Origin of the sequence: Pseudomonas sp. PDM27 (assembly GCF_019219205.1) — a bacterium.
GTDB lineage: Bacteria > Pseudomonadota > Gammaproteobacteria > Pseudomonadales > Pseudomonadaceae > Aquipseudomonas > Aquipseudomonas laurylsulfatiphila.
Window position 1 is genome coordinate 165,755 of the sequence record NZ_JAHUWF010000008.1, and the last position, 17,897, is coordinate 183,651.

Annotated in this window: 22 protein-coding genes; 13 read left to right on the top strand and 9 right to left on the bottom strand. The window is 59.9% G+C overall.

Features of this window, described 5'->3' with window-relative positions:
- Positions 1-70: 70 nt before the first annotated feature.
- A complete protein-coding gene (locus KW838_RS17885; RefSeq protein ID WP_218502050.1) occupies positions 71-517 on the bottom strand; it encodes a MarR family winged helix-turn-helix transcriptional regulator in 447 nt (148 codons plus the stop codon).
- Between the two features lie 82 nt (positions 518-599).
- Between KW838_RS17885 and KW838_RS17890 the strand changes: the two genes are divergently transcribed.
- The gene (locus KW838_RS17890) at positions 600-1,766 is read left to right on the top strand and encodes a PLP-dependent aminotransferase family protein (RefSeq protein WP_102700130.1); all 1,167 of its coding nucleotides are present in this window, start codon (positions 600-602) and stop codon (positions 1,764-1,766) included.
- Positions 1,767-1,924: 158 nt separating this feature from the next.
- Here KW838_RS17890 and KW838_RS17895 read toward each other — a convergent pair whose 3' ends face one another.
- The 5 genes from KW838_RS17895 to KW838_RS17915 form a co-directional block, all read right to left on the bottom strand.
- Positions 1,925-2,296, bottom strand: coding sequence for a glutathione S-transferase N-terminal domain-containing protein (locus KW838_RS17895; protein ID WP_007974915.1), 372 nt, complete (start codon positions 2,294-2,296; stop codon positions 1,925-1,927).
- A 104-nt stretch (positions 2,297-2,400) separates the two neighbouring features.
- Positions 2,401-2,946: a GTP cyclohydrolase I FolE gene (gene folE / locus KW838_RS17900; protein ID WP_007988130.1), complete on the bottom strand. Its 546-nt coding sequence runs from the start codon at positions 2,944-2,946 to the stop codon at positions 2,401-2,403.
- Positions 2,947-3,023: 77 nt separating this feature from the next.
- Entirely contained in the window at positions 3,024-3,581 is a 558-nt protein-coding gene (locus KW838_RS17905; protein WP_007974913.1) for a Smr/MutS family protein, read from the bottom strand.
- Between the two features lie 78 nt (positions 3,582-3,659).
- A complete protein-coding gene (locus KW838_RS17910; RefSeq protein WP_007974911.1) occupies positions 3,660-3,980 on the bottom strand; it encodes a hypothetical protein in 321 nt (106 codons plus the stop codon).
- A gap of 131 nt (positions 3,981-4,111) precedes the next feature.
- Positions 4,112-4,702 carry a cysteine hydrolase family protein gene (locus KW838_RS17915; protein ID WP_102700131.1) on the bottom strand — a complete coding sequence of 197 codons (591 nt, stop codon included), beginning with the start codon at positions 4,700-4,702 and terminating at the stop codon, positions 4,112-4,114.
- Positions 4,703-4,941: 239 nt separating this feature from the next.
- Here KW838_RS17915 and prmB point away from each other — a divergent pair, with 239 nt between their 5' ends.
- Positions 4,942-5,850 carry a 50S ribosomal protein L3 N(5)-glutamine methyltransferase gene (prmB, locus tag KW838_RS17920; RefSeq protein WP_218502053.1) on the top strand — a complete coding sequence of 303 codons (909 nt, stop codon included), beginning with the start codon at positions 4,942-4,944 and terminating at the stop codon, positions 5,848-5,850.
- Between the two features lie 129 nt (positions 5,851-5,979).
- Here prmB and KW838_RS17925 read toward each other — a convergent pair whose 3' ends face one another.
- Together KW838_RS17925 and KW838_RS17930 are read right to left on the bottom strand one after the other, a co-directional pair.
- Positions 5,980-6,771: a hypothetical protein gene (locus tag KW838_RS17925; RefSeq protein ID WP_218502056.1), complete on the bottom strand. Its 792-nt coding sequence runs from the start codon at positions 6,769-6,771 to the stop codon at positions 5,980-5,982.
- 99 nt (positions 6,772-6,870) lie between these two features.
- The gene (locus KW838_RS17930) at positions 6,871-7,869 is read right to left on the bottom strand and encodes an alpha/beta hydrolase (RefSeq protein WP_218502058.1); all 999 of its coding nucleotides are present in this window, start codon (positions 7,867-7,869) and stop codon (positions 6,871-6,873) included.
- Positions 7,870-7,952: 83 nt separating this feature from the next.
- Between KW838_RS17930 and aroC the strand changes: the two genes are divergently transcribed.
- From aroC to mtnC, 5 genes are read left to right on the top strand one after another with little or no spacing between them, the layout of a single operon-like run.
- The gene (aroC, locus tag KW838_RS17935; RefSeq protein WP_007974902.1) at positions 7,953-9,044 is read left to right on the top strand and encodes a chorismate synthase; all 1,092 of its coding nucleotides are present in this window, start codon (positions 7,953-7,955) and stop codon (positions 9,042-9,044) included.
- A 29-nt stretch (positions 9,045-9,073) separates the two neighbouring features.
- Complete coding sequence (locus KW838_RS17940) at positions 9,074-10,225, top strand: MFS transporter (RefSeq protein ID WP_218502060.1); 1,152 nt, start codon at positions 9,074-9,076, stop codon at positions 10,223-10,225.
- The gene (locus KW838_RS17945) at positions 10,222-10,848 is read left to right on the top strand and encodes a methylthioribulose 1-phosphate dehydratase (RefSeq protein WP_095964025.1); all 627 of its coding nucleotides are present in this window, start codon (positions 10,222-10,224) and stop codon (positions 10,846-10,848) included. Before KW838_RS17940 ends, KW838_RS17945 begins: the two co-directional genes overlap by 4 nt.
- A 20-nt stretch (positions 10,849-10,868) precedes the next feature.
- On the top strand, positions 10,869-11,414 hold the full coding sequence (locus KW838_RS17950) for an acireductone dioxygenase (protein ID WP_007974895.1): 546 nt from the start codon (positions 10,869-10,871) through the stop codon (positions 11,412-11,414).
- A gap of 4 nt (positions 11,415-11,418) precedes the next feature.
- Complete coding sequence (gene mtnC, locus KW838_RS17955; protein ID WP_102700135.1) at positions 11,419-12,102, top strand: acireductone synthase; 684 nt, start codon at positions 11,419-11,421, stop codon at positions 12,100-12,102.
- 116 nt (positions 12,103-12,218) lie between these two features.
- On the opposite strand, the gene KW838_RS17960 is transcribed toward mtnC, so the two are convergent.
- Positions 12,219-12,497, bottom strand: a complete 279-nt coding sequence (locus KW838_RS17960) for a DUF3509 domain-containing protein (protein WP_095964027.1) — start codon at positions 12,495-12,497, stop codon at positions 12,219-12,221.
- Positions 12,498-12,869: 372 nt separating this feature from the next.
- Between KW838_RS17960 and KW838_RS17965 the strand changes: the two genes are divergently transcribed.
- The 6 genes from KW838_RS17965 (at position 12,870) to KW838_RS17990 (ending at position 17,804) form a co-directional block, all read left to right on the top strand.
- Positions 12,870-14,708 carry a long-chain-acyl-CoA synthetase gene (locus tag KW838_RS17965; RefSeq protein WP_218502071.1) on the top strand — a complete coding sequence of 613 codons (1,839 nt, stop codon included), beginning with the start codon at positions 12,870-12,872 and terminating at the stop codon, positions 14,706-14,708.
- Positions 14,709-14,805: 97 nt separating this feature from the next.
- On the top strand, positions 14,806-15,324 hold the full coding sequence (locus KW838_RS17970) for an ankyrin repeat domain-containing protein (RefSeq protein ID WP_102702377.1): 519 nt from the start codon (positions 14,806-14,808) through the stop codon (positions 15,322-15,324).
- A gap of 138 nt (positions 15,325-15,462) precedes the next feature.
- On the top strand, positions 15,463-15,993 hold the full coding sequence (locus tag KW838_RS17975; RefSeq protein WP_218502074.1) for a hypothetical protein: 531 nt from the start codon (positions 15,463-15,465) through the stop codon (positions 15,991-15,993).
- 83 nt (positions 15,994-16,076) lie between these two features.
- The gene (locus KW838_RS17980; RefSeq protein ID WP_218502077.1) at positions 16,077-16,268 is read left to right on the top strand and encodes a PLD nuclease N-terminal domain-containing protein; all 192 of its coding nucleotides are present in this window, start codon (positions 16,077-16,079) and stop codon (positions 16,266-16,268) included.
- A gap of 253 nt (positions 16,269-16,521) precedes the next feature.
- Positions 16,522-17,397 carry a polyamine aminopropyltransferase gene (gene speE, locus KW838_RS17985; RefSeq protein ID WP_218502079.1) on the top strand — a complete coding sequence of 292 codons (876 nt, stop codon included), beginning with the start codon at positions 16,522-16,524 and terminating at the stop codon, positions 17,395-17,397.
- Positions 17,398-17,570: 173 nt separating this feature from the next.
- A complete protein-coding gene (locus KW838_RS17990) occupies positions 17,571-17,804 on the top strand; it encodes a hypothetical protein (RefSeq protein ID WP_218502081.1) in 234 nt (77 codons plus the stop codon).
- The last annotated feature ends 93 nt before the right edge of the window (positions 17,805-17,897 follow it).

Here is a 17,897-nt window from a genome sequence, read left to right on the forward strand (position 1 = left end):
CATCACTGTGGGAGCGGGCTTGCTCGCGAAGAGGCCGGATCAGCCACTACAAATCCAGCAGATTGAATACTCAGTCTGCCGACAACCGGGTTTGCCCCAGCGCCAGATTCACCGCCAACCACCCATTCACCGCCGTCTCCCCAGCCTCGGCAAACACCCGCTCCAGCAATTTCACCTGCTCACGCCTCAATGCCTGCTCAAACCGCGCGCCTTCCGCTGTCAACTCCAGCAGACGTTTACGCTTGTCCGTCTCGGACGCGACGCTCTCGACCAGATGCATCTCCAACAATTGCCGCAACGGCATGTTCAGCGCCTGCTTGCTCACGCCGAGCAAGGCCAGCAGTTCCTTGACGCTCAGGTTCGGATAGCGGGCGATGAAAAACACGATGCGTTGATGCACCCGGCTCAGGCCGCGGCGTTCGAGCATTTCATCGGCCTTGGCGGTGAAAGCCTGGTAGCCGAAGAAAAACGCTTCCATGGCTTGCTGCTGGGAAAGCGGGTTTTTAAGGTCAAGCATGTTGACGTATCCATTCGAAGAAGCGTAATTTCGGTCAACAAGTTTGACTCATTTTCCTCATGCCTCGCTACCGGTGATCCCCATGGCTTTTTCCGAACGTGTCTCACGCCTTAAAAGTTCTTTGATCCGTGAAATCCTTGCTGCGGCCCAGCGCCCGCAGGTGATGTCGTTTGCCGGAGGTCTGCCGGCGGAAGCCATGCTGCCGAAGGTCGACTGGGCCGAGATGCCGCTTTCCATGGGCCAATATGGCATGAGCGAGGGCGAACCGGCGCTGCGTGAGGCGCTGGCCGCCGAGGCGCGAGCGTTGGGCGTGGCATGTGAGGCAAGTCAGGTACTGGTGGTCAGTGGTTCACAGCAAACTCTGGATCTGGCCGCCAAGCTCTACATCGACAAGGGCACCGAAATCCTGCTCGAAGCGCCGACTTATCTGGCGGCATTGCAGATTTTCCAGCTGTTCGGCGCCGATTGCCTGACCGTGCCGCTGGAGGCTGACGGGCCGAACCTGGCAGAGCTGCGCGCTCGCCTGGAGCAACACCGCCCGGCCTTCATCTACCTGATTCCGACCTTCCAGAATCCTTCGGCGGTGCGTTACAGCGAAGCCAAGCGCGACGCGGTGGCAGCGCTGCTCGACGAGTTCGGCGTCACCCTGATCGAAGACGAGCCTTATCGCGAACTGACCTTCGATGGCGGCAGCGCCACGCCGATTGCCGGTCGCTTGAAGAAGGCCAGCTGGATCTATACCGGGACCGTGTCGAAAACCCTGTTGCCAGGTTTGCGCGTGGGCTATCTGATCGCCAGTCCGGACCTGTTTCCCCATCTGTTGAAACTCAAGCAGTCGGCGGACCTGCACACCAATCGGGTCGGCCAGTGGCAGGCACTGCAATGGATCGGAACCGAGAAGTATCAGCAGCATCGCAGTGAACTACGGGATTTTTACCGGGTGCGCCGGGATGCGTTCCAGCTGGCGCTGCAAACTCACTTCTCTGATCTGGCGGACTGGAATGAACCACAGGGCGGGCTGTTTTTCTGGTTGAAACTCAAGCAGCCGCTGGACACTCGAACCTTGCTCAATGCGGCGTTGGCCAACGATGTGGCGTTCATGCCGGGCGAGCCGTTCTTCCCCGAACCGGACAAGCATCACGGGTATTTGCGGTTGAACTTCAGCCACATTGACCCGGCGCGGCTGGAGGAGGGGCTCAAGCGGCTGGCGACGGTGGTGCGACAGGCGCAGGCGGCGCAAGCGGCCTGAAAACAAATAAACCGGCGCAAGGGCCGGTTTATTTTTGTCTGAAGTTTGCGGTGCCTGTGCCGGCCTCTTCGCGAGCAGGCTCGCTCCCACAGGGAAATGCGGTCAACTGTGGGAGCGAGCCTGCTCGCGAAGGCGTCAGTCAGAACACTACAAGCAAATCAGGCTGCCGCGAAACGCTTGTCCAGATAATCAATGATCACTTTGGACTCATACATCCAGGTGGTCTGGCCATTCTCTTCGATACGCAGGCACGGCACCTTGATCTTGCCGCCTTGCTCGAGCAAGGCCTGGCGATCCTGTTCGTTGTTCTTCGCATCGCGAAGGGCCACCGGCACGTTCAGGCGGCGCAGGGTGCGGCGAGTCTTCACGCAGAACGGGCAGGCGTGGAATTGATACAGGGTCAGCCCCTTGGCGGCGGATTCAACCTGGGCCTGGGCGGCGGCAGGGCGCTGCTTTTTGCTTGGGCGAGTCAGGAAGTCGATGAAGATGATCAGTTGGCCAAGGCCGACACGAAGCGCTTTTACGAACACGTTGAAAGCCTCACGGTGCAAATGAAGAAGGGCGCGCAGCTTACCTGATTTTTTGCGGACGAAAAAAAACCGGCGATGAATGCCGGTTTTCTTCGTGCCGCGAATTACTTGATGAGGCTGAGGAATTCGCTGCGGGTGGCGGCGTTCTCACGGAACTCACCGAGCATCACCGAGGTGATCATCGTCGAATTCTGCTTCTCCACACCGCGCATCATCATGCACATGTGCTTGGCCTCGATCACCACCGCAACGCCCAGGGCGCCGGTGACTTGCTGGACCGCATCGGCGATCTGGCGGCTGAGGTTTTCCTGGATCTGCAGGCGGCGGGCGTACATGTCGACGATCCGCGCCACCTTCGACAGGCCCAGGACCTTGCCGCTCGGGATGTAGGCAACGTGCGCCTTGCCGATGAACGGCAGCAGGTGGTGTTCGCACAACGAGTACAACTCGATGTCCTTGACCAGCACCATTTCGCTGTTGTCGGAGCTGAACAGGGCACCGTTGGTGACCTCTTCCAGTGTCTGTTCATAGCCGCGGCAGAGGTACTGCATGGCTTTGGCGGCACGTTTTGGCGTGTCGAGCAGGCCTTCGCGGGAAACGTCCTCGCCGAGCTGGCCGAGGATCGCCGTGTAATTCTGTTCCAGGGACATGAAACTACCTGTGGGATTTTACGCAAAGGGCAAGGGTACGGTGACGGACACGACGCTGCAAGCGTGGCGCATCAGCTTTACTCGTCGCGGCCTTCCATCATGGTGCGTTTGAGCATCACATAGACCGCCCCGGCACCGCCGTGTTTCGCCTGGCACGAGGTGAAGCCGAGCACTTGTGGATGCTGGCGCAGCCAGGTGTTGACGTGGCTTTTGATCATCGGCCGCTTGCCGTCCAGGCGTACTGCCTTGCCATGGGTGACGCGCACGCAGCGGATTTCGAATCTGGTTGCTTCGGCGAGGAACGCCCAGAGGGTTTCCCGGGCCTTTTCCACGCTCATGCCGTGCAGGTCGAGGCTGCCTTCGAACGGAATCTGACCGATCTTGAGCTTGCGCATCTGGCTTTCCTGCACGCCGTCACGCGCCCACATCAGCTCGTCTTCAGGGCCGACGTCGATGACGAACTGATCGGACAGACCGTCAACGGTGGTGGATTCGGTACGCACGGTGGCCGCTTGACGCAGTTTGGCAATCTGCGCACGGTCAGCCTTGGGTTTGCCGGTTTCGGCGCGATCGTGCTTGATCGGCTTGACGCCTTGGATCGCGCTTTTGAACAGGGAAAAATCGTCGTCTTGCATGTCAGCCTCCGCGAAGGGCGGCCAGTTTACCCAACTCGAAGCGAATCGGGCGCGACAAAAACGCGCGCGGCGCTTGGCTCAGTCGTGTTTTTTCATCAGGTGCGGGGACATGGCCAGTTCCCGCGACTGCCGGGAGCGACGGCGGCAACGGCGCCACAGCCAGACACCGAGGTACAGCACGAACAGGCCGATGGCCAGGATCACGGCAGCGCCGGTGCGGCTGGTGTTCAATTCACCCAGGGCGGGTGCGTGGCCGAGCAGGCCGGCGGCACCGGCCATGGCCAGCAACACGCCGCACATCGCCAGCAGTGCCGCGAACGTCGCGCCGATTCGAAAACGCCAGTTGCGTTGGCCTTTGGGCCGCAAGCGGCGAGCGTCAAAACCATCGGATAACTTCATTCCGACCTTCCTCAATGGGTATCGGCCCTTCGACCGGGAGTTGACCGGGATGTTCCTGAGGCTAAGACAATTACGGCAAATGAGAGGTTTTTGCGGATGAGCGGCGTTCCAGGCCGCTCATTGAGCGTCGATCAGATCAGTTCACAGGTCAGCGCGAGGGTGGCGAAGTTGTCGCCCATGATCGCCATTTCGGTCTGATGAACGTGCATGGCGCTCAGGACACCGCCCTTGTAGGGCAGGTCGCGTGTGGCGCAGGCGTCTTCGATAAGCGTGCAGCGGAAGCCCAGGTTCTTCGCGGCGCGCACCGTGGTGCTGACGCTCGAGTGACTCATGAAGCCGCAGACGATCAGGTCGAGGGCGCCGAGGTCCTCCAGGCGTTTGGCCAGTTCGGTCCCGTGGAACGCGCTCGGCAGCAATTTGCCGATGATGGTTTCGTCGCTCTGTGGCTCAAGACCCGGAATGAATTCACCACCGACGCCTTGCGGGTTGAACATTCCACCGAGCGTGCCGAGGTGGCGCACATGCACGATCGGCCGGCCGGCGGCACGGGCCGCGGCGAGTAACTGCTTGATGTTCGCGACGGCCTCATCCATGCCGCTGAGGGCCAGCGGCCCGCTCAGATACTCTTTCTGGGCATCGATGATGATAAGGGTCGCATGACTCAGTTTGGCTGCCGGATAACCGCGACCGCTGAGTTGAAACATCGTTTTTGGAACGGACATTCTGGGGCTCCTTGGAGTGGGGCTTTTGCGCCATTGTCCTCTGGCTGAGCGGTTCTGTGAATCGCTACGATCGTAGGTGCCGTGGTTGCTGGCCTCTAGCCTTGTCAATAGTCACGTTTTGTTCAATAGACTGGCGAAAAAACGGATAACTCCTACATTTGAGTCGGTCGTTTTCCTGCGTCGTCGTGGGGCCGTTTGACTGGTAGAATCGCCCGTCGATTTTTCTGGAGTTTGCCGTCGTGATCACTTCCCGCCTTCGCACCCTGCGTGACCATATCCGTTGGGCCGTCAGCCGCTTCCATGGGGAGGATCTGTTTTTCGGCCATGGCACCGACAATGCCTGGGACGAAGCCCGTCAACTGGTACTGGGCGCGCTGCACCTGCCGTGGGAAATCGCCGACAGCTACCTCGACTGCAATCTGGAAGAAGACGAAGTGGTTCACCTGCAGCTGCTGCTCAAGCGCCGCATCGAAGAGCGGGTGCCAACGGCCTACCTGCTGGGCGAGGCCTGGTTCTGCGGCATGTCGTTCATCGTCGATCAGCGTGTGTTGATCCCGCGTTCGCCGATTGGCGAGCTGATCGAAAACCGTTTTACCCCGTGGCTGGCCAACGAGCCGGCGCGGATTCTCGACCTGTGCACCGGCTCCGGTTGCATCGGCATCGCCTGCGCCTACGAGTTCCAGCATGCCGAAGTGGTGCTGGCGGACCTGTCGTTCGAAGCACTGGAAGTGGCCAACCAGAACATCGAGCGTCACGGTGTCGATGAGCGCGTGTACACGGTGCAGGGTGACGGTTTCGAGGGCTTGCCGGGACAACGTTTCGACCTGATCGTGTCGAACCCGCCCTATGTCGATTCGGAAGATTTCGCCGACATGCCGGACGAATACCAGCACGAACCGGAATTGGGCCTGGCGTGCGGCGATGACGGTTTGAACCTGGTGCGTCGCATGCTTGCCGAAGCGGCGGATCATCTGACCGAGAAAGGCTTGCTGATTGTCGAAGTGGGCAACAGCCAGGTGCACGTCGAGGCGTTGTACCCGGAAGTCGACTTCGCCTGGCTGGAGTTCGAGCGCGGTGGTCACGGAGTGTTCATGCTGAGCGCGCAGCAGTGCCGGGAGCATCAGGTGTTGTTCGCTTCCCGCGTCTGACCCTTGTAGGAGCGAGCTTGCTCGCGATGAACGTAAGGGCGACGTGTTTATTCAGAATACACGCGTCATCGTTAACGTCCATCGCGAGCAAGCTCGCTCCCACAATGAATACGTCGCGCGCTCAAGCTTTTAACGGTGCGTGGCAATCCAGATCAGCAACCCTGCCTGAAACACCGCAAACGCCACCAGGCACGTAATGGTGAAACGCAGCCCGGCGTCTTCGCGTTTGTACTTGCTGACCTTCTCTTCGTGTTTCTTGAGTTTGACTTCCTGCTCGGCCAGGTTCTGCTCGGCTTGCTGGAGCATCTGTGCCGCCTCGAGAATTTCCACGACCTGCAGTTTTTCGCTGTTCCAGTCCCCCGCGAGGTCGCCGACCTTGACTGCTTTGACGCTGCCTTTCAGATGCTGGGCATCGGCATACACCACGTCGAAACCGTGCACACGCAAAAAATGATCGCGGCGCAGGCGGGTGTCTTCGTTGAGCGCTTCCTTGTTGTTCAGGTCAAAGCCGTCGACGGTGTAGGTGGGCCAGCGCTTCTTCGCCCAGTTGATGCCCTGGGCGATCATGAATCGGCCGATGCCGCGGTTCAGCGGTTCGACCTGCAAACCGCTTTCCGGTCCGAAATGCACGCGCTTTTCCGCGTGATCGACCCACACATCCAGATGATTCTGTTCCTTGCGCACGCGCTGGGCGGGCAGGGTGATGCTCATGCGCATCAAGCTGTGCGCCCTGTCGTTGCGCTCGGCATAGCCGAACTCGACAAAGCGCAATGGGCGCCCGCCTGTATTGCGATGAGTCTGCAGCGGCGCCAGACGGAGCATCTTGTGGTGCTCGACGTGGACGTCCGCCCAGGGCAGCTCGACCGCTGGCGGTGCTTCTGTTTCAGCGGTGGTGTCGGGTGAAGTCTGGGTGTCAGTCATAACGGCGAGATCCTGTCCAAGCTCAGCTTGTCGCCAACCAATGTGTTGGCGACAAAGGCTTATCGGCCGTTTTTCCCAAGACTGGAGGGTAAGGAGCCGTTAACTGGTACGAAGTCCGTCGATAAACCCGAGGATTCGCGTGCCCAGTTCCGCCGCCAGGGGCAATTGCGGGTCCTTGTAGGAAGCCAGCTGGCGTTTGACGTCGTTAGGCACGATGCGCATGACATGGTTCATGCCCTCGATCAGTGCCAGTTCGGCGTCCGGTTTGGCGGCCTGGAGCAGCCTGGCGTCATTGACGCCGACCTGGATGTCGTTGCTGCCCTGGATGATCAGCGCTGGCATCTTCAGCTTGGCAAATGCCGCGGCCGGGTCCTGGCGGAACAGGGAAATCAGGTACGGCTGCACGCTCGGACGGAAAATGGCCTGCAAGGGTGGCGGCACATTGTCGTCGGGTTTCCCGGCCTTGAGGCTGTCGAGCAACTGGTTACTGCGCAGCAACAACGGCGGTGGCAGGCGATTGCCCAGTTGCTCACGGATCACCTGATCGACCGGTCGCGCGCTGCCCGAGACGGAAATCACCGCATCGGCGTCGATGGTTGGCGCGGCCAGGCTGGCGATCAAGGCGCCTTCACTGTGCCCGAGCACGATCAGTTTGCCGAAACGCGGATCAGTCTTGAGCTTCTGGCCCCAGGCCTCGGCGTCGGAAACGTACGCGTCGACCGTCAGATTGCGTTCGTCTGGCGTCGCGGCCAGGCTTGCTGCAACACCACGCTTGTCGTAGCGCACACTGGCGATGTTGTGTTTGGCCAGCACCCAGGCCAGGCGCTTGAGGCTGTCGTTACGTCCGCCGTCAGGGTTGTTGCCGTCGCGATCGGTAGGGCCGGAGCCGGAAATGATCAGGACAACGGGGACCGGGTTGTCGGACTTGGGCAACAGCAAAGAGCCGAAAAGCTCGCCGGTGCCGGTGTCCAACGTGATCGGCCGTTGCAGGACAGTCGCCTGGGCGAAGCCGGAAATCAGGGTAAGGCTCAAGGCTAGAACTCGCAGCATCATCACGCCATCATCAAGAAGATGCCGGTTGGACTCACAGGCACCCATAAGGTTCGAGGATGAACTACTTGGGTAGCCTGCGTATACTGGCGCGCATTACGTATTCAGGTTCATTTCACGGAGCGTCCTGCATGTCCGGCAATACCTACGGCAAGCTGTTCACTGTCACCACCGCGGGCGAAAGCCATGGCCCGGCGTTGGTCGCCATTGTCGATGGCTGCCCGCCGGGCCTGGAGATATCCCTGGAGGATCTGCAGCGTGACCTGGACCGCCGCAAGCCCGGCACCAGCCGCCACACCACCCAGCGCCAGGAAGCCGACGAAGTCGAAATCCTCTCTGGCGTGTTCGAAGGCCGCACCACGGGGTGCGCCATTGGCCTGTTGATCCGCAACACCGACCAGAAGTCCAAGGACTACTCGGCGATCAAGGATCTGTTCCGTCCGGCCCACGCCGACTACACCTACCACCACAAGTACGGTGAGCGCGACTACCGTGGTGGCGGTCGCAGCTCCGCCCGGGAAACCGCGATGCGCGTCGCGGCAGGGGCGATTGCGAAAAAATACCTGGCCAGCCAGGGCATCGTGATTCGCGGCTACATGAGCCAGCTCGGGCCGATTGAAATCCCGTTCAAGACCTGGGAATCGGTCGAGCAGAACGCCTTCTTCAGCCCGGATCCGGACAAAGTGCCGGAACTGGAAGCCTACATGGACCAGTTGCGCCGCGACCAGGATTCGGTCGGCGCGAAAATCACCGTGGTGGCCGAGGGTGTGATGCCAGGCCTGGGCGAGCCGATCTTCGACCGTCTCGATGCCGAACTGGCCCATGCGCTGATGAGCATCAATGCGGTCAAAGGCGTGGAAATCGGCGCCGGTTTCGCCAGCGTCGCCCAGCGCGGCACCGAGCATCGCGATGAAATGACTCCGGAAGGTTTCCTCAGCAACAATGCCGGCGGCATTCTCGGCGGTATTTCCTCCGGTCAGCCTATCGTTGCGCACCTGGCGCTGAAGCCGACGTCGAGCATCACCACGCCGGGCCGTTCCATCGACATCCATGGCAACCCGGTGGAAGTGATCACCAAAGGCCGTCACGATCCGTGCGTGGGTATCCGCGCCACGCCGATCGCCGAAGCGATGATGGCCATCGTGCTGATGGATCACCTGCTGCGTCACCGTGGGCAGAACGCCGATGTGCGTGTGAGCACGCCGGTGCTGGGTCAGCTGTAAATGGCAGACCTCCTGGTCGCAGCCGTCTGATGGCGACTGCGGCGCTCCCGTACTGGCGGCTCTCCAGTTTCTATCTGTTCTATTTCGCCTTGCTCGGTTCGACAGCGCCGTTTCTGGCGCTGTATTTCGATCACCTGGGATTCAGCGCCGCGCGCATCGGCGAATTGGTGGCGATCCCGATGCTGATGCGCTGCGTGGCCCCGAACATCTGGGGCTGGCTGGGCGACTTCACGGGTCGGCGGCTGGCCATCGTGCGTTTTGGCGCGGTGTGCACGCTGCTGACCTTCTCGTTGATTTTCGTCAGCAAGACCTACGCCTGGCTGGCGATGGTCATGGCCTTGCATGCGTTCTTCTGGCACGCGGTGTTGCCGCAGTTCGAAGTCATCACCCTGGCGCATTTGCAGGGGCAGACCTCGCGCTACAGCCAGATTCGCCTGTGGGGATCGATCGGTTTCATCATCACCGTGGTCGCGCTGGGCCGGCTGTTCGAATGGCTGAGCCTCGATATCTACCCCGCGGCGCTGGTGCTGATCCTGGCCGGCATCGTGCTCAGCAGCCTGTGGGTGCCCAATGCCCAACCGACACCGGGCAATCGGGTGGCGGGGGACGGATTCCTCAAGCAGCTGCGCAGCCCCGGTGTATTGGCGTTTTACGCCTGCGTGGCGCTGATGCAGATGAGCCATGGACCGTATTACACGTTTTTGACGCTGCACCTTGAGCGACTGGGTTACAGCCGCGGTGTGATCGGCATGCTCTGGGCGGTCGGCGTGGTGGCTGAAGTTTTGATGTTCTTGGCCATGAGCAGGATCCTCACGCGCTTCTCATTGCGTCGGGTACTGATGGCCAGTTTTCTGCTGGCGGCGCTGCGTTGGCTATTGCTGGGCTCGCTCGCGGAGTTTCTGTGGGTGCTGTTGTTTGCCCAGGTGTTGCACGCGGCGACGTTCGGCAGCTTTCACGCCGCTGCCATTTCATTCGTGCAACGTAGCTTCGGCGCACGCCAGCAAGGCCAGGGCCAGGCGTTGTACGCCGCCCTGGCCGGTACCGGCGGTGCATTGGGTGCGTTGTATTCCGGCTACAGCTGGAACGCCCTTGGCGCCGCATTGACCTTTAGTATTGCCAGCCTCGCAGCCCTCGCGGCTGCCGTTATCATTGCCACATGTATGCAAGAGGACAGGCCATGAGCCTTACCCGTGAACACCTCGCCCAGGAAATCATCGACGCCGGGCGTTTTCTCTATGGCCGCGGCTGGTCCCCGGCCACCAGCAGCAATTACTCGACCCGTCTGTCGCCGACCGAAGCCTTGCTGACCGTCTCCGGCAAGCACAAGGGCCAGTTGGGCATGGACGATGTGCTGGCCACCGACCTGTCAGGCAATAGCCTGGAGCCGGGCAAGAAGCCGTCCGCCGAAACCCTGCTGCACACTCAGCTTTACAGCTGGCGGCCCGAGATCGGTGCGGTGCTGCACACCCATTCGGTGAATGCCACCGTGCTGTCACGCCTGACGCCGCAAGACTTCATCGAATTCGAAGACTACGAACTGCAAAAAGCCTTCAGCGGTGTGACGACCCACGAGTCCCGGGTCCGGGTGCCGATTTTCGACAATGACCAGGACATTGCGCGCCTGGCCGCCAAGGTGCAGCCTTGGCTGGACGCCCATCCCGATTGCGTCGGCTACCTGATCCGCGGCCATGGCCTGTACACCTGGGGGGCGCGCATGAGCGATGCCCTGCGGCAGATCGAGGCCTTTGAATTTTTGTTCGAGTGCGAGTTGAAGATGCGCTCGCTCTTGAACGTTAAAGCATGAACCGTTAAGGAGTTGCCCTGATGAGCAGCCTGTCCGTTTATCACGTCTCCAGCCCTGAAATCCCCAACAAGGTGCTGACCCATTTCGAAGACATCGCCTCGACCCTGGCTGAACAAGGCGTGCGCTTCGACCGTTGGCAAGCCGCCACCAGGCTTCAGCCGGGCGCCACTCAGGAAGAAGTGATTGGCGCCTATCAAGCGCAAATCGACCAGTTGATGACCGAGCGCGGTTACATCACAGTCGACGTGATCAGCCTCAACAGCGATCACCCGCAAAAAGCCGAACTGCGCGCCAAGTTCCTCAATGAACACCGCCATGGCGAAGACGAAGTGCGATTTTTCGTTGCCGGTCGTGGTCTGTTTACCCTGCACATCGACGATTACGTCTACGCCGTGCTGTGCGAGAAAAACGATCTGATCTCGGTGCCAGCCGGCACCAAACACTGGTTCGACATGGGCGAGCACCCGCATTTCATTGCGATCCGCCTGTTCAACAACCCGGAAGGCTGGGTAGCCAATTTCACCGGTGAAGACATCGCCAGCCAATTCCCGCGTCTGGAGGACTGAGTCGATGCCGATCAAAGCGATTCTCACCGACATCGAAGGCACCACCAGCGCGGTGAGTTTTGTCTTCGACGTGCTGTTTCCCTATGCCGCCAAACACCTGCCGGCGTTTGTCCGTCAGCAGGCCGGGCGCGCTGACGTGGCCGAACAACTGGCCGCCGTACGCCGCGACAGCAATGAGCCGGACGCCGACGTCGAACGGGTCGTCGAGATCCTGTTGGGCTGGATTGCCGAAGACCGCAAGGCCACGCCGTTGAAAGCGTTGCAGGGCATGGTCTGGGAGCAGGGTTATCAGGCCGGGCAGTTGCAGGGCCACGTCTACCCGGACGCCGTTGAAGCGCTCAAGCGCTGGCATCAGGATGGCTTTCAACTGTTTGTTTATTCGTCCGGTTCGATCCAGGCCCAGCGGCTGATCTTCGGCTGTTCGGTGGCGGGGGACCTGACGCCGCTGTTCAGCGGTTATTTCGATACCACTTCGGGGCCAAAGCGCGAGGCGCAGTCCTACGTCAACATCACCCAGGCGATCAACCTCGAGGCGGGGCAGATTCTGTTTCTGTCTGACATCGTCGAAGAGCTCGATGCGGCGCGCTCGGCAGGAATGGCCACTTGCGGCCTGGCTCGCGAAGGCGGGGAGCTGGCGGGGCATATCACTGTGGACAGCTTTGCGCGGATAAACCCCGCTAATTTCTAAACGCCACAAACCCCTGTGGGAGCGGGCTTGCTCGCGAAGGCGATTTGTCATTCAGCATTGTTGTTGACTGACACTCCGTCTTCGCGAGCAAGCCCGCTCCCACATTTTTTTACTTTTTACAGCGAGTGATAAGTCGGCAAGGCAAACCGTTGCTGGCTTTGCAGCAAGGAAATCTGCGGCAGCTCACTGGCTTGTTCGGCGAGGTCGCGGCGAATCGCACTGATGACCCACGTCAGTTGGTCGCCGTTGTGCAATTGCTGGTAGGAAATCGAGCGTTTGAACTCTTTGCCTTCGCCGCCGCTCAGGGTCAACAGGATCCCGCCGTCAGGACGGGCCTGGGTGGTGACCTTGTAGTTGGAGAACAGGGACGTAAATTTTTCCTGGATCAGGCTCATGTCGTTCAGCTCCGTGATGACTTGAATGGCAAGCGTGGAGAGACTGTTGCAGCCTTTGTGCCAGTGTTTTTAGTTGGTCAATGTCAATGAAAATCAATGACTTACTGTTTTTGGTGATTTTCGCATTCGTGCAATCTGCATGAATGGCCATCGTGCATCCTGCATTTTGCGAGGTCGCTCGGCGATTCGATGGAACCATTGCTCCGGGTAGGGTTCACGCCGGGCAACCTGGCGATCGCCGATCAGGATCGCGGATCAAGATCGTGGATACAAAACATTTCAAAAACCGCGTGTACAGCTCAAGAACCGTTGACGTATTTTCGGCCTCAGACATCGCCGCCCGACAATAAAAATACAGCGAACGGGAGCATCATGAGCCGCACGTCGAACGACACGATTACCTGGGGCATGATGCTCCGCAAGCTGCCTTCCATCGCCAAGGCCATCCCCCGGGTGGTCAAGGGCATGAAGGCCGCCAACGTCAAGGACCCGACCCAGGCGTGTGGTTTGGGCTGGAGTTTCGAGCAAGCCACATTGCGCAACCCGGATGGCCCGGCGCTGCTGCAGGACGACGTCACGCTCAGTTACTCCGAGGTCAACCAGTGGGCCAACCGCATCGCCCATCACCTGATCGGCCAAGGTATCGGCAAGGGTGACGTGGTGGCGGTCTTCATCGAGAACCGTCCGGAACTGCTGGTGACGATTCTGGCGGTGGCCAAGGTCGGCGCGATCAGTGCCTTGCTCAATACCTCGCAGACCCGCGACACCCTGGTGCACAGTGTGAATCTGGTGTCGCCGGTGGCGATCATTGTCGGTGAGGAGCTGGTCCCGGCCTACCAGGCGATACGGGATCGGGTGGCGATCCAGTCTGCCCGAACCTGGTTCGTCGCCGATCAGGACACCTCTCGCCAACCGGGTATCGCGCCTGAAGGGTTCATCAACCTGATGACCGTCAGCCTCGACGACGCCTGCGACAACCCGGCCAGCAGCCAGCAGATTTTCTTCGACGATCCCTGCTTTTATATCTACACCTCGGGCACCACGGGGCTGCCCAAGGCAGGTGTGTTCAAGCATGGCCGCTGGATGCGCAGCTCCGCGAGCTTCGGCATGATCGCGCTGGACATGCGCCCGGAGGATGTCGTCTATTGCACCTTGCCGCTGTACCACGCTACCGGCCTTTGCGTGTGCTGGGGCTCGGCCGTCAGTGGTGCCAGCGGGTTCGCCATCCGCCGCAAATTCAGCGCCAGTCAATTCTGGAGCGACGTACGCAAATACCAGGCAACCACCATCGGTTATGTCGGCGAACTGTGCCGCTACCTGGTCGATCAACCACCGAGCGAAAACGACGGCCGGCACGATGTGAAGAAGATGATCGGCAACGGCCTGCGTCCCGGCGCCTGGAACGAGTTCAAGACCCGCTTTGCGGTGAATCACATTTGTGAACTCTATGCCGCCAGCGACGGCAACATCGGGTTCACCAACATTCTCAATTTCGACAACACCATCGGTTTTTCCCTGATGTCCTGGGAACTGGTCGCCTATGACCACGACAGCGGGGCGCCGATTCGTGAAGCCAACGGTTTGATGCGCAAGGTCGCCAAGGGCGAGCACGGGCTGTTGCTGGCAAAAATCGACGACAAGGCTCCGCTGGACGGCTACACCGATCCGCAGAAAACCGCCAAGGTCGTGCTCGAGGATGTGTTCGAAAAGGGTGACCGCTACTTCAACACCGGCGACCTGTTGCGCAACATCGGCTTTGGTCATGCGCAGTTTGTCGACCGCCTGGGCGACACCTACCGCTGGAAGGGTGAAAACGTGTCGACCACGGAGGTCGAGAACATCCTCCTGCAACACCCGCATATTTCCGAAGCCGTGGCCTACGGCGTGGAAATCCGCAACACCAATGGCCGGGCCGGGATGGCAGCGATCACGCCCGCCGAATCCCTGGCCACCCTGGACTTCAGCGAACTGCTGGCCTTTGCCCGCGAGCAAATGCCGGCCTATGCGGTGCCGTTGTTCCTGCGGGTGAAAGTGAAAATGGAAACCACCGGGACTTTCAAGTATCAGAAGACCCGGCTCAAGGACGAAGCCTTCGACCCAGGTAGGACCGGTGATGATCCGATCTATGCCTGGCTGCCGGGAACCCAGACTTACGTGCAGGTCACGGAGCAATTGTTGTCCGATATTCACGGCGGCAAGTACCGCTATTGAATCTGGCTATGGCCGCCCATGAGAAAAAACAAGTGACAGTGCCGGGACCGCTCGGGAAACTGTCGGCTTTTACGAATGACAGAAAAGGGAGTGCCCAATGTCAGACAAAAGCCGCCAGATGACCCCCGAAGAAGCCGCCGAATTTGCCGAACAGGTATTCAACAAGGCACGGGAGGGCGATGCGGCGATGATGGCCGCGCTGCTGACCAAGGGCTTGCCGCCGAACCTGCGTAACCACAAGGGCGATACCTTGCTGATGCTGGCCGCGTACCACGGTCATGTGGACACGGTGAAAGTCCTGCTGGAGCACAAGGCCGATCCGGAGATCCGCAACGACAACGGCCAGAGCCCGATTGCCGGGGCAGCGTTCAAGGGCGACCTGGCGGTGATCAAGGCCTTGGTCGAGGGCGGCGCGCAGGTTGAAGGCTCGTCCTTTGACGGCCGCACGGCGCTGATGATGGCGGCGATGTTCAACCGCGTCGAAGTGGTCGACTACCTGATCAGCAAGGGGGCCGACCCGCAGGCCAAGGACGCCAATGGCATCACCGCATTGGAGGCTGCCAGGACTATGGGCGCATCCGATACGGTTGCGCAGTTGCAGAAACTGGTTGGCTGATTGTTTAAAAAGATCGCAGCCTTCGGCAGCTCCTACAGGTCTGCGCGATTCAAGGCTGCGATCTTTTTTGGGCATTCGAATCTATCCTTGCGGTATCCTTCGCGCCCTCAAAATTCACCTCGCTACAGGATCCTCCCCATGAAAGCCGCACTCGTCGAACTCATCAGCAAAATCAGCTCCGGGTGCATGGGCGAAGACGAAGTCCTCAAGATCGCCGAGGAAGCGGCCCAGGCCTACGCCGACCCGCAGGCTTTTCTGAGCGCCAATCCGGACATCAACTACGACGAAACCTTCCCGATCCCGTTGGGTGAATGGGTGGTGGTCGGCAGCCTGCCGGAAACGGTGCTGTTCCAGGCTGACACCTACATGGACCTGTTCGCGCAGATCGTCGCTTCGTTCGGCCCGGGTGTGGAATTCAATCTCAAGCCCAAGCAACTGGCCAAGACCGAATCCTTGACCGCGCTCAACCGCATCCAGGTGCAAATGAGCAGCCTGAACAAGGAAAACGGTGGCTACACGCTGATGAACTTCAGCCAGTTGCTCGATGACGAATTGCAGGTGGTACTGGTGTACGGCAATGACGTGCCCCGCGTGCTGGAATTGTGCGCAGAAGCGGGCATCGCCGCCGCGCCCTCCCTGGAAGCCCTGAAAGTGGCGATCCACGTCTGATAGCCAAATACTGTCAAATCAAAGGGAACCCTCGCGACGACCGTCTATCCTAAGAGGGCAAATCACTCTTCAGGAGCGTCACCATGGGTTCCACGTTCAACAGCCTGGTTGCCTTGATCATTTTTGCCCTGGACATCTGGGCCATCATCAACGTATTCAAAAGCAGCGCCGAGACCGGGACGAAAATCCTCTGGGTACTGTTGATCGCACTGTTGCCGGTGCTGGGGCTGATCATCTGGGCCATCGCCGGACCGCGGGGCAATGTACGGGCCTGAACAAGCGACATTGGACCTGTGGGAGCGAGCCTGCTCGCGAAGAACGATGACGCGGAGCAACTGAACACCGCATCGTCCGCTTCGCGAGCAGGCTCGCTCCCACAATGTTCTGTGGGTACTTCGATGACGAAGGTTCGACCTGTCATGTTCCGCGACGTAGAATGCGCGCCTTTCCCGGTCATTCGAGACGAACGAATGGCCATCATGGGCGGGTAACCGTCCGTTGCCACCCGCATTCATCGGAGCACTTCCCATGAGCAACACCCTGACCAGCGACTACCTGGAAACCCTCTACGAAGGCTACGGCCAGCGTTTTCGCATGGAAAAACTGCTGCACGAAGTGCGCACCGAACACCAGCACCTGGTGATCTTCGAAAACCCGCGCATGGGCCGGGTGATGGCGCTGGACGGCGTGATCCAGACCACCGAAGCCGACGAATTCATCTATCACGAAATGCTGACCCACGTGCCGATCCTCGCCCATGGCACCGCCAAGCGCGTGCTGATCATCGGCGGCGGCGACGGCGGCATGTTGCGTGAAGTGGCCAAGCACCGCAGTGTCGAGCACATCACCATGGTCGAGATCGACGGCACCGTGGTCGACATGTGCAAGGAGTTCCTGCCGAATCACTCCAAGGGTGCATTCGATGATCCACGCCTGAATCTGGTGATCGACGACGGCATGCGTTTCGTCGCCACCACCACTGAAAAGTTCGACGTGATCATTTCCGACTCCACTGACCCGATCGGGCCGGGCGAAGTGCTGTTTTCGGAAAACTTTTACCAGGCTTGCCACCGCTGCCTGAACGAAGGCGGCATCCTGGTGACACAGAACGGCACGCCGTTCATGCAGATCGAAGAAGTGAAGACTACCGCCGGTCGCCTGCACAGCCTGTTCCCGGACTGGCACTTCTACCAGGCCGCCGTGCCGACCTACATCGGCGGCTCGATGACCTTCGCCTGGGGCGCGACCGATACCGCTTATCGCAAGTTGTCCCGCGAAACCCTGCAACAGCGTTTCACGGGCAGCGGTATCGTCACTCGCTACTACAATCCTGAAATCCACATCGGCGCGTTCGCCCTGCCGCAATACGTGTTGCAGGCAGTGAATAAGCCAAGCAACGACTAAAACGCTACCCCTGTAGGAGCTGCCGCAGGCTGCGATCTTTTGACTTGGCTTTTTAAAAGATCGCAACCTGCGGCAGCTCCTACGCAAGCCGTTGTAATACGTTTGAACGATCACCCGGTGTCAAAGTCCAGATATGTGTAAGCCCATCCATGGGTTTTATCGAGGAGGCATCAATGCAAAAGTGGAAAATCACTTTCGTGGATGATCATGGCGAAACCGTTAACGAGGTCTTTGAGTGCACCGAGCGCCCGGACAACGAGCGTGCCGCCAAGCTCATCAAGGAACGGCTTCTTCCTGTTGCTGCCGAACTGGATCTGAACGATCTGGAAGGGCGGACCGCCGATGCGAGCGTCAAAGAGCTCAAGTCCCAGAACAGCATTGAAATCCTCGGCATTACTCCAATCTGAACGGCACCTGTCGCATTCACATCCAGGCCTTGGCAGAGGCTCTATCTTGAGGCTACTCTGCAAGCGAGATCAGCGAATGAATCGCTAAGGTCT

Excerpts from the sequence above, each read along its gene's own strand:
- KW838_RS17965 (WP_218502071.1), top strand. The coding sequence starts at position 12,870 with ATGAGCCGCACGTCGAACGACACGATTACCTGGGGCATGATGCTCCGC.
- KW838_RS17945 (WP_095964025.1), top strand. The coding sequence starts at position 10,222 with ATGAGCCTTACCCGTGAACACCTCGCCCAGGAAATCATCGACGCCGGG.
- KW838_RS17925 (WP_218502056.1), bottom strand. The coding sequence starts at position 6,771 with ATGACTGACACCCAGACTTCACCCGACACCACCGCTGAAACAGAAGCA.
- KW838_RS17975 (WP_218502074.1), top strand. The coding sequence starts at position 15,463 with ATGAAAGCCGCACTCGTCGAACTCATCAGCAAAATCAGCTCCGGGTGC.
- KW838_RS17960 (WP_095964027.1), bottom strand. The coding sequence starts at position 12,497 with ATGAGCCTGATCCAGGAAAAATTTACGTCCCTGTTCTCCAACTACAAG.
- KW838_RS17940 (WP_218502060.1), top strand. The coding sequence starts at position 9,074 with ATGGCGACTGCGGCGCTCCCGTACTGGCGGCTCTCCAGTTTCTATCTG.
- folE (WP_007988130.1), bottom strand. The coding sequence starts at position 2,946 with ATGTCCCTGGAACAGAATTACACGGCGATCCTCGGCCAGCTCGGCGAG.
- KW838_RS17905 (WP_007974913.1), bottom strand. The coding sequence starts at position 3,581 with ATGCAAGACGACGATTTTTCCCTGTTCAAAAGCGCGATCCAAGGCGTC.
- KW838_RS17890 (WP_102700130.1), top strand. The coding sequence starts at position 600 with ATGGCTTTTTCCGAACGTGTCTCACGCCTTAAAAGTTCTTTGATCCGT.
- KW838_RS17990 (WP_218502081.1), top strand. The coding sequence starts at position 17,571 with ATGCAAAAGTGGAAAATCACTTTCGTGGATGATCATGGCGAAACCGTT.
- mtnC (WP_102700135.1), top strand. The coding sequence starts at position 11,419 with ATGCCGATCAAAGCGATTCTCACCGACATCGAAGGCACCACCAGCGCG.
- aroC (WP_007974902.1), top strand. The coding sequence starts at position 7,953 with ATGTCCGGCAATACCTACGGCAAGCTGTTCACTGTCACCACCGCGGGC.
- KW838_RS17950 (WP_007974895.1), top strand. The coding sequence starts at position 10,869 with ATGAGCAGCCTGTCCGTTTATCACGTCTCCAGCCCTGAAATCCCCAAC.
- KW838_RS17885 (WP_218502050.1), bottom strand. The coding sequence starts at position 517 with ATGCTTGACCTTAAAAACCCGCTTTCCCAGCAGCAAGCCATGGAAGCG.
- KW838_RS17915 (WP_102700131.1), bottom strand. The coding sequence starts at position 4,702 with ATGTCCGTTCCAAAAACGATGTTTCAACTCAGCGGTCGCGGTTATCCG.
- KW838_RS17970 (WP_102702377.1), top strand. The coding sequence starts at position 14,806 with ATGTCAGACAAAAGCCGCCAGATGACCCCCGAAGAAGCCGCCGAATTT.
- KW838_RS17930 (WP_218502058.1), bottom strand. The coding sequence starts at position 7,869 with ATGGGTGCCTGTGAGTCCAACCGGCATCTTCTTGATGATGGCGTGATG.
- speE (WP_218502079.1), top strand. The coding sequence starts at position 16,522 with ATGAGCAACACCCTGACCAGCGACTACCTGGAAACCCTCTACGAAGGC.
- KW838_RS17910 (WP_007974911.1), bottom strand. The coding sequence starts at position 3,980 with ATGAAGTTATCCGATGGTTTTGACGCTCGCCGCTTGCGGCCCAAAGGC.
- KW838_RS17980 (WP_218502077.1), top strand. The coding sequence starts at position 16,077 with ATGGGTTCCACGTTCAACAGCCTGGTTGCCTTGATCATTTTTGCCCTG.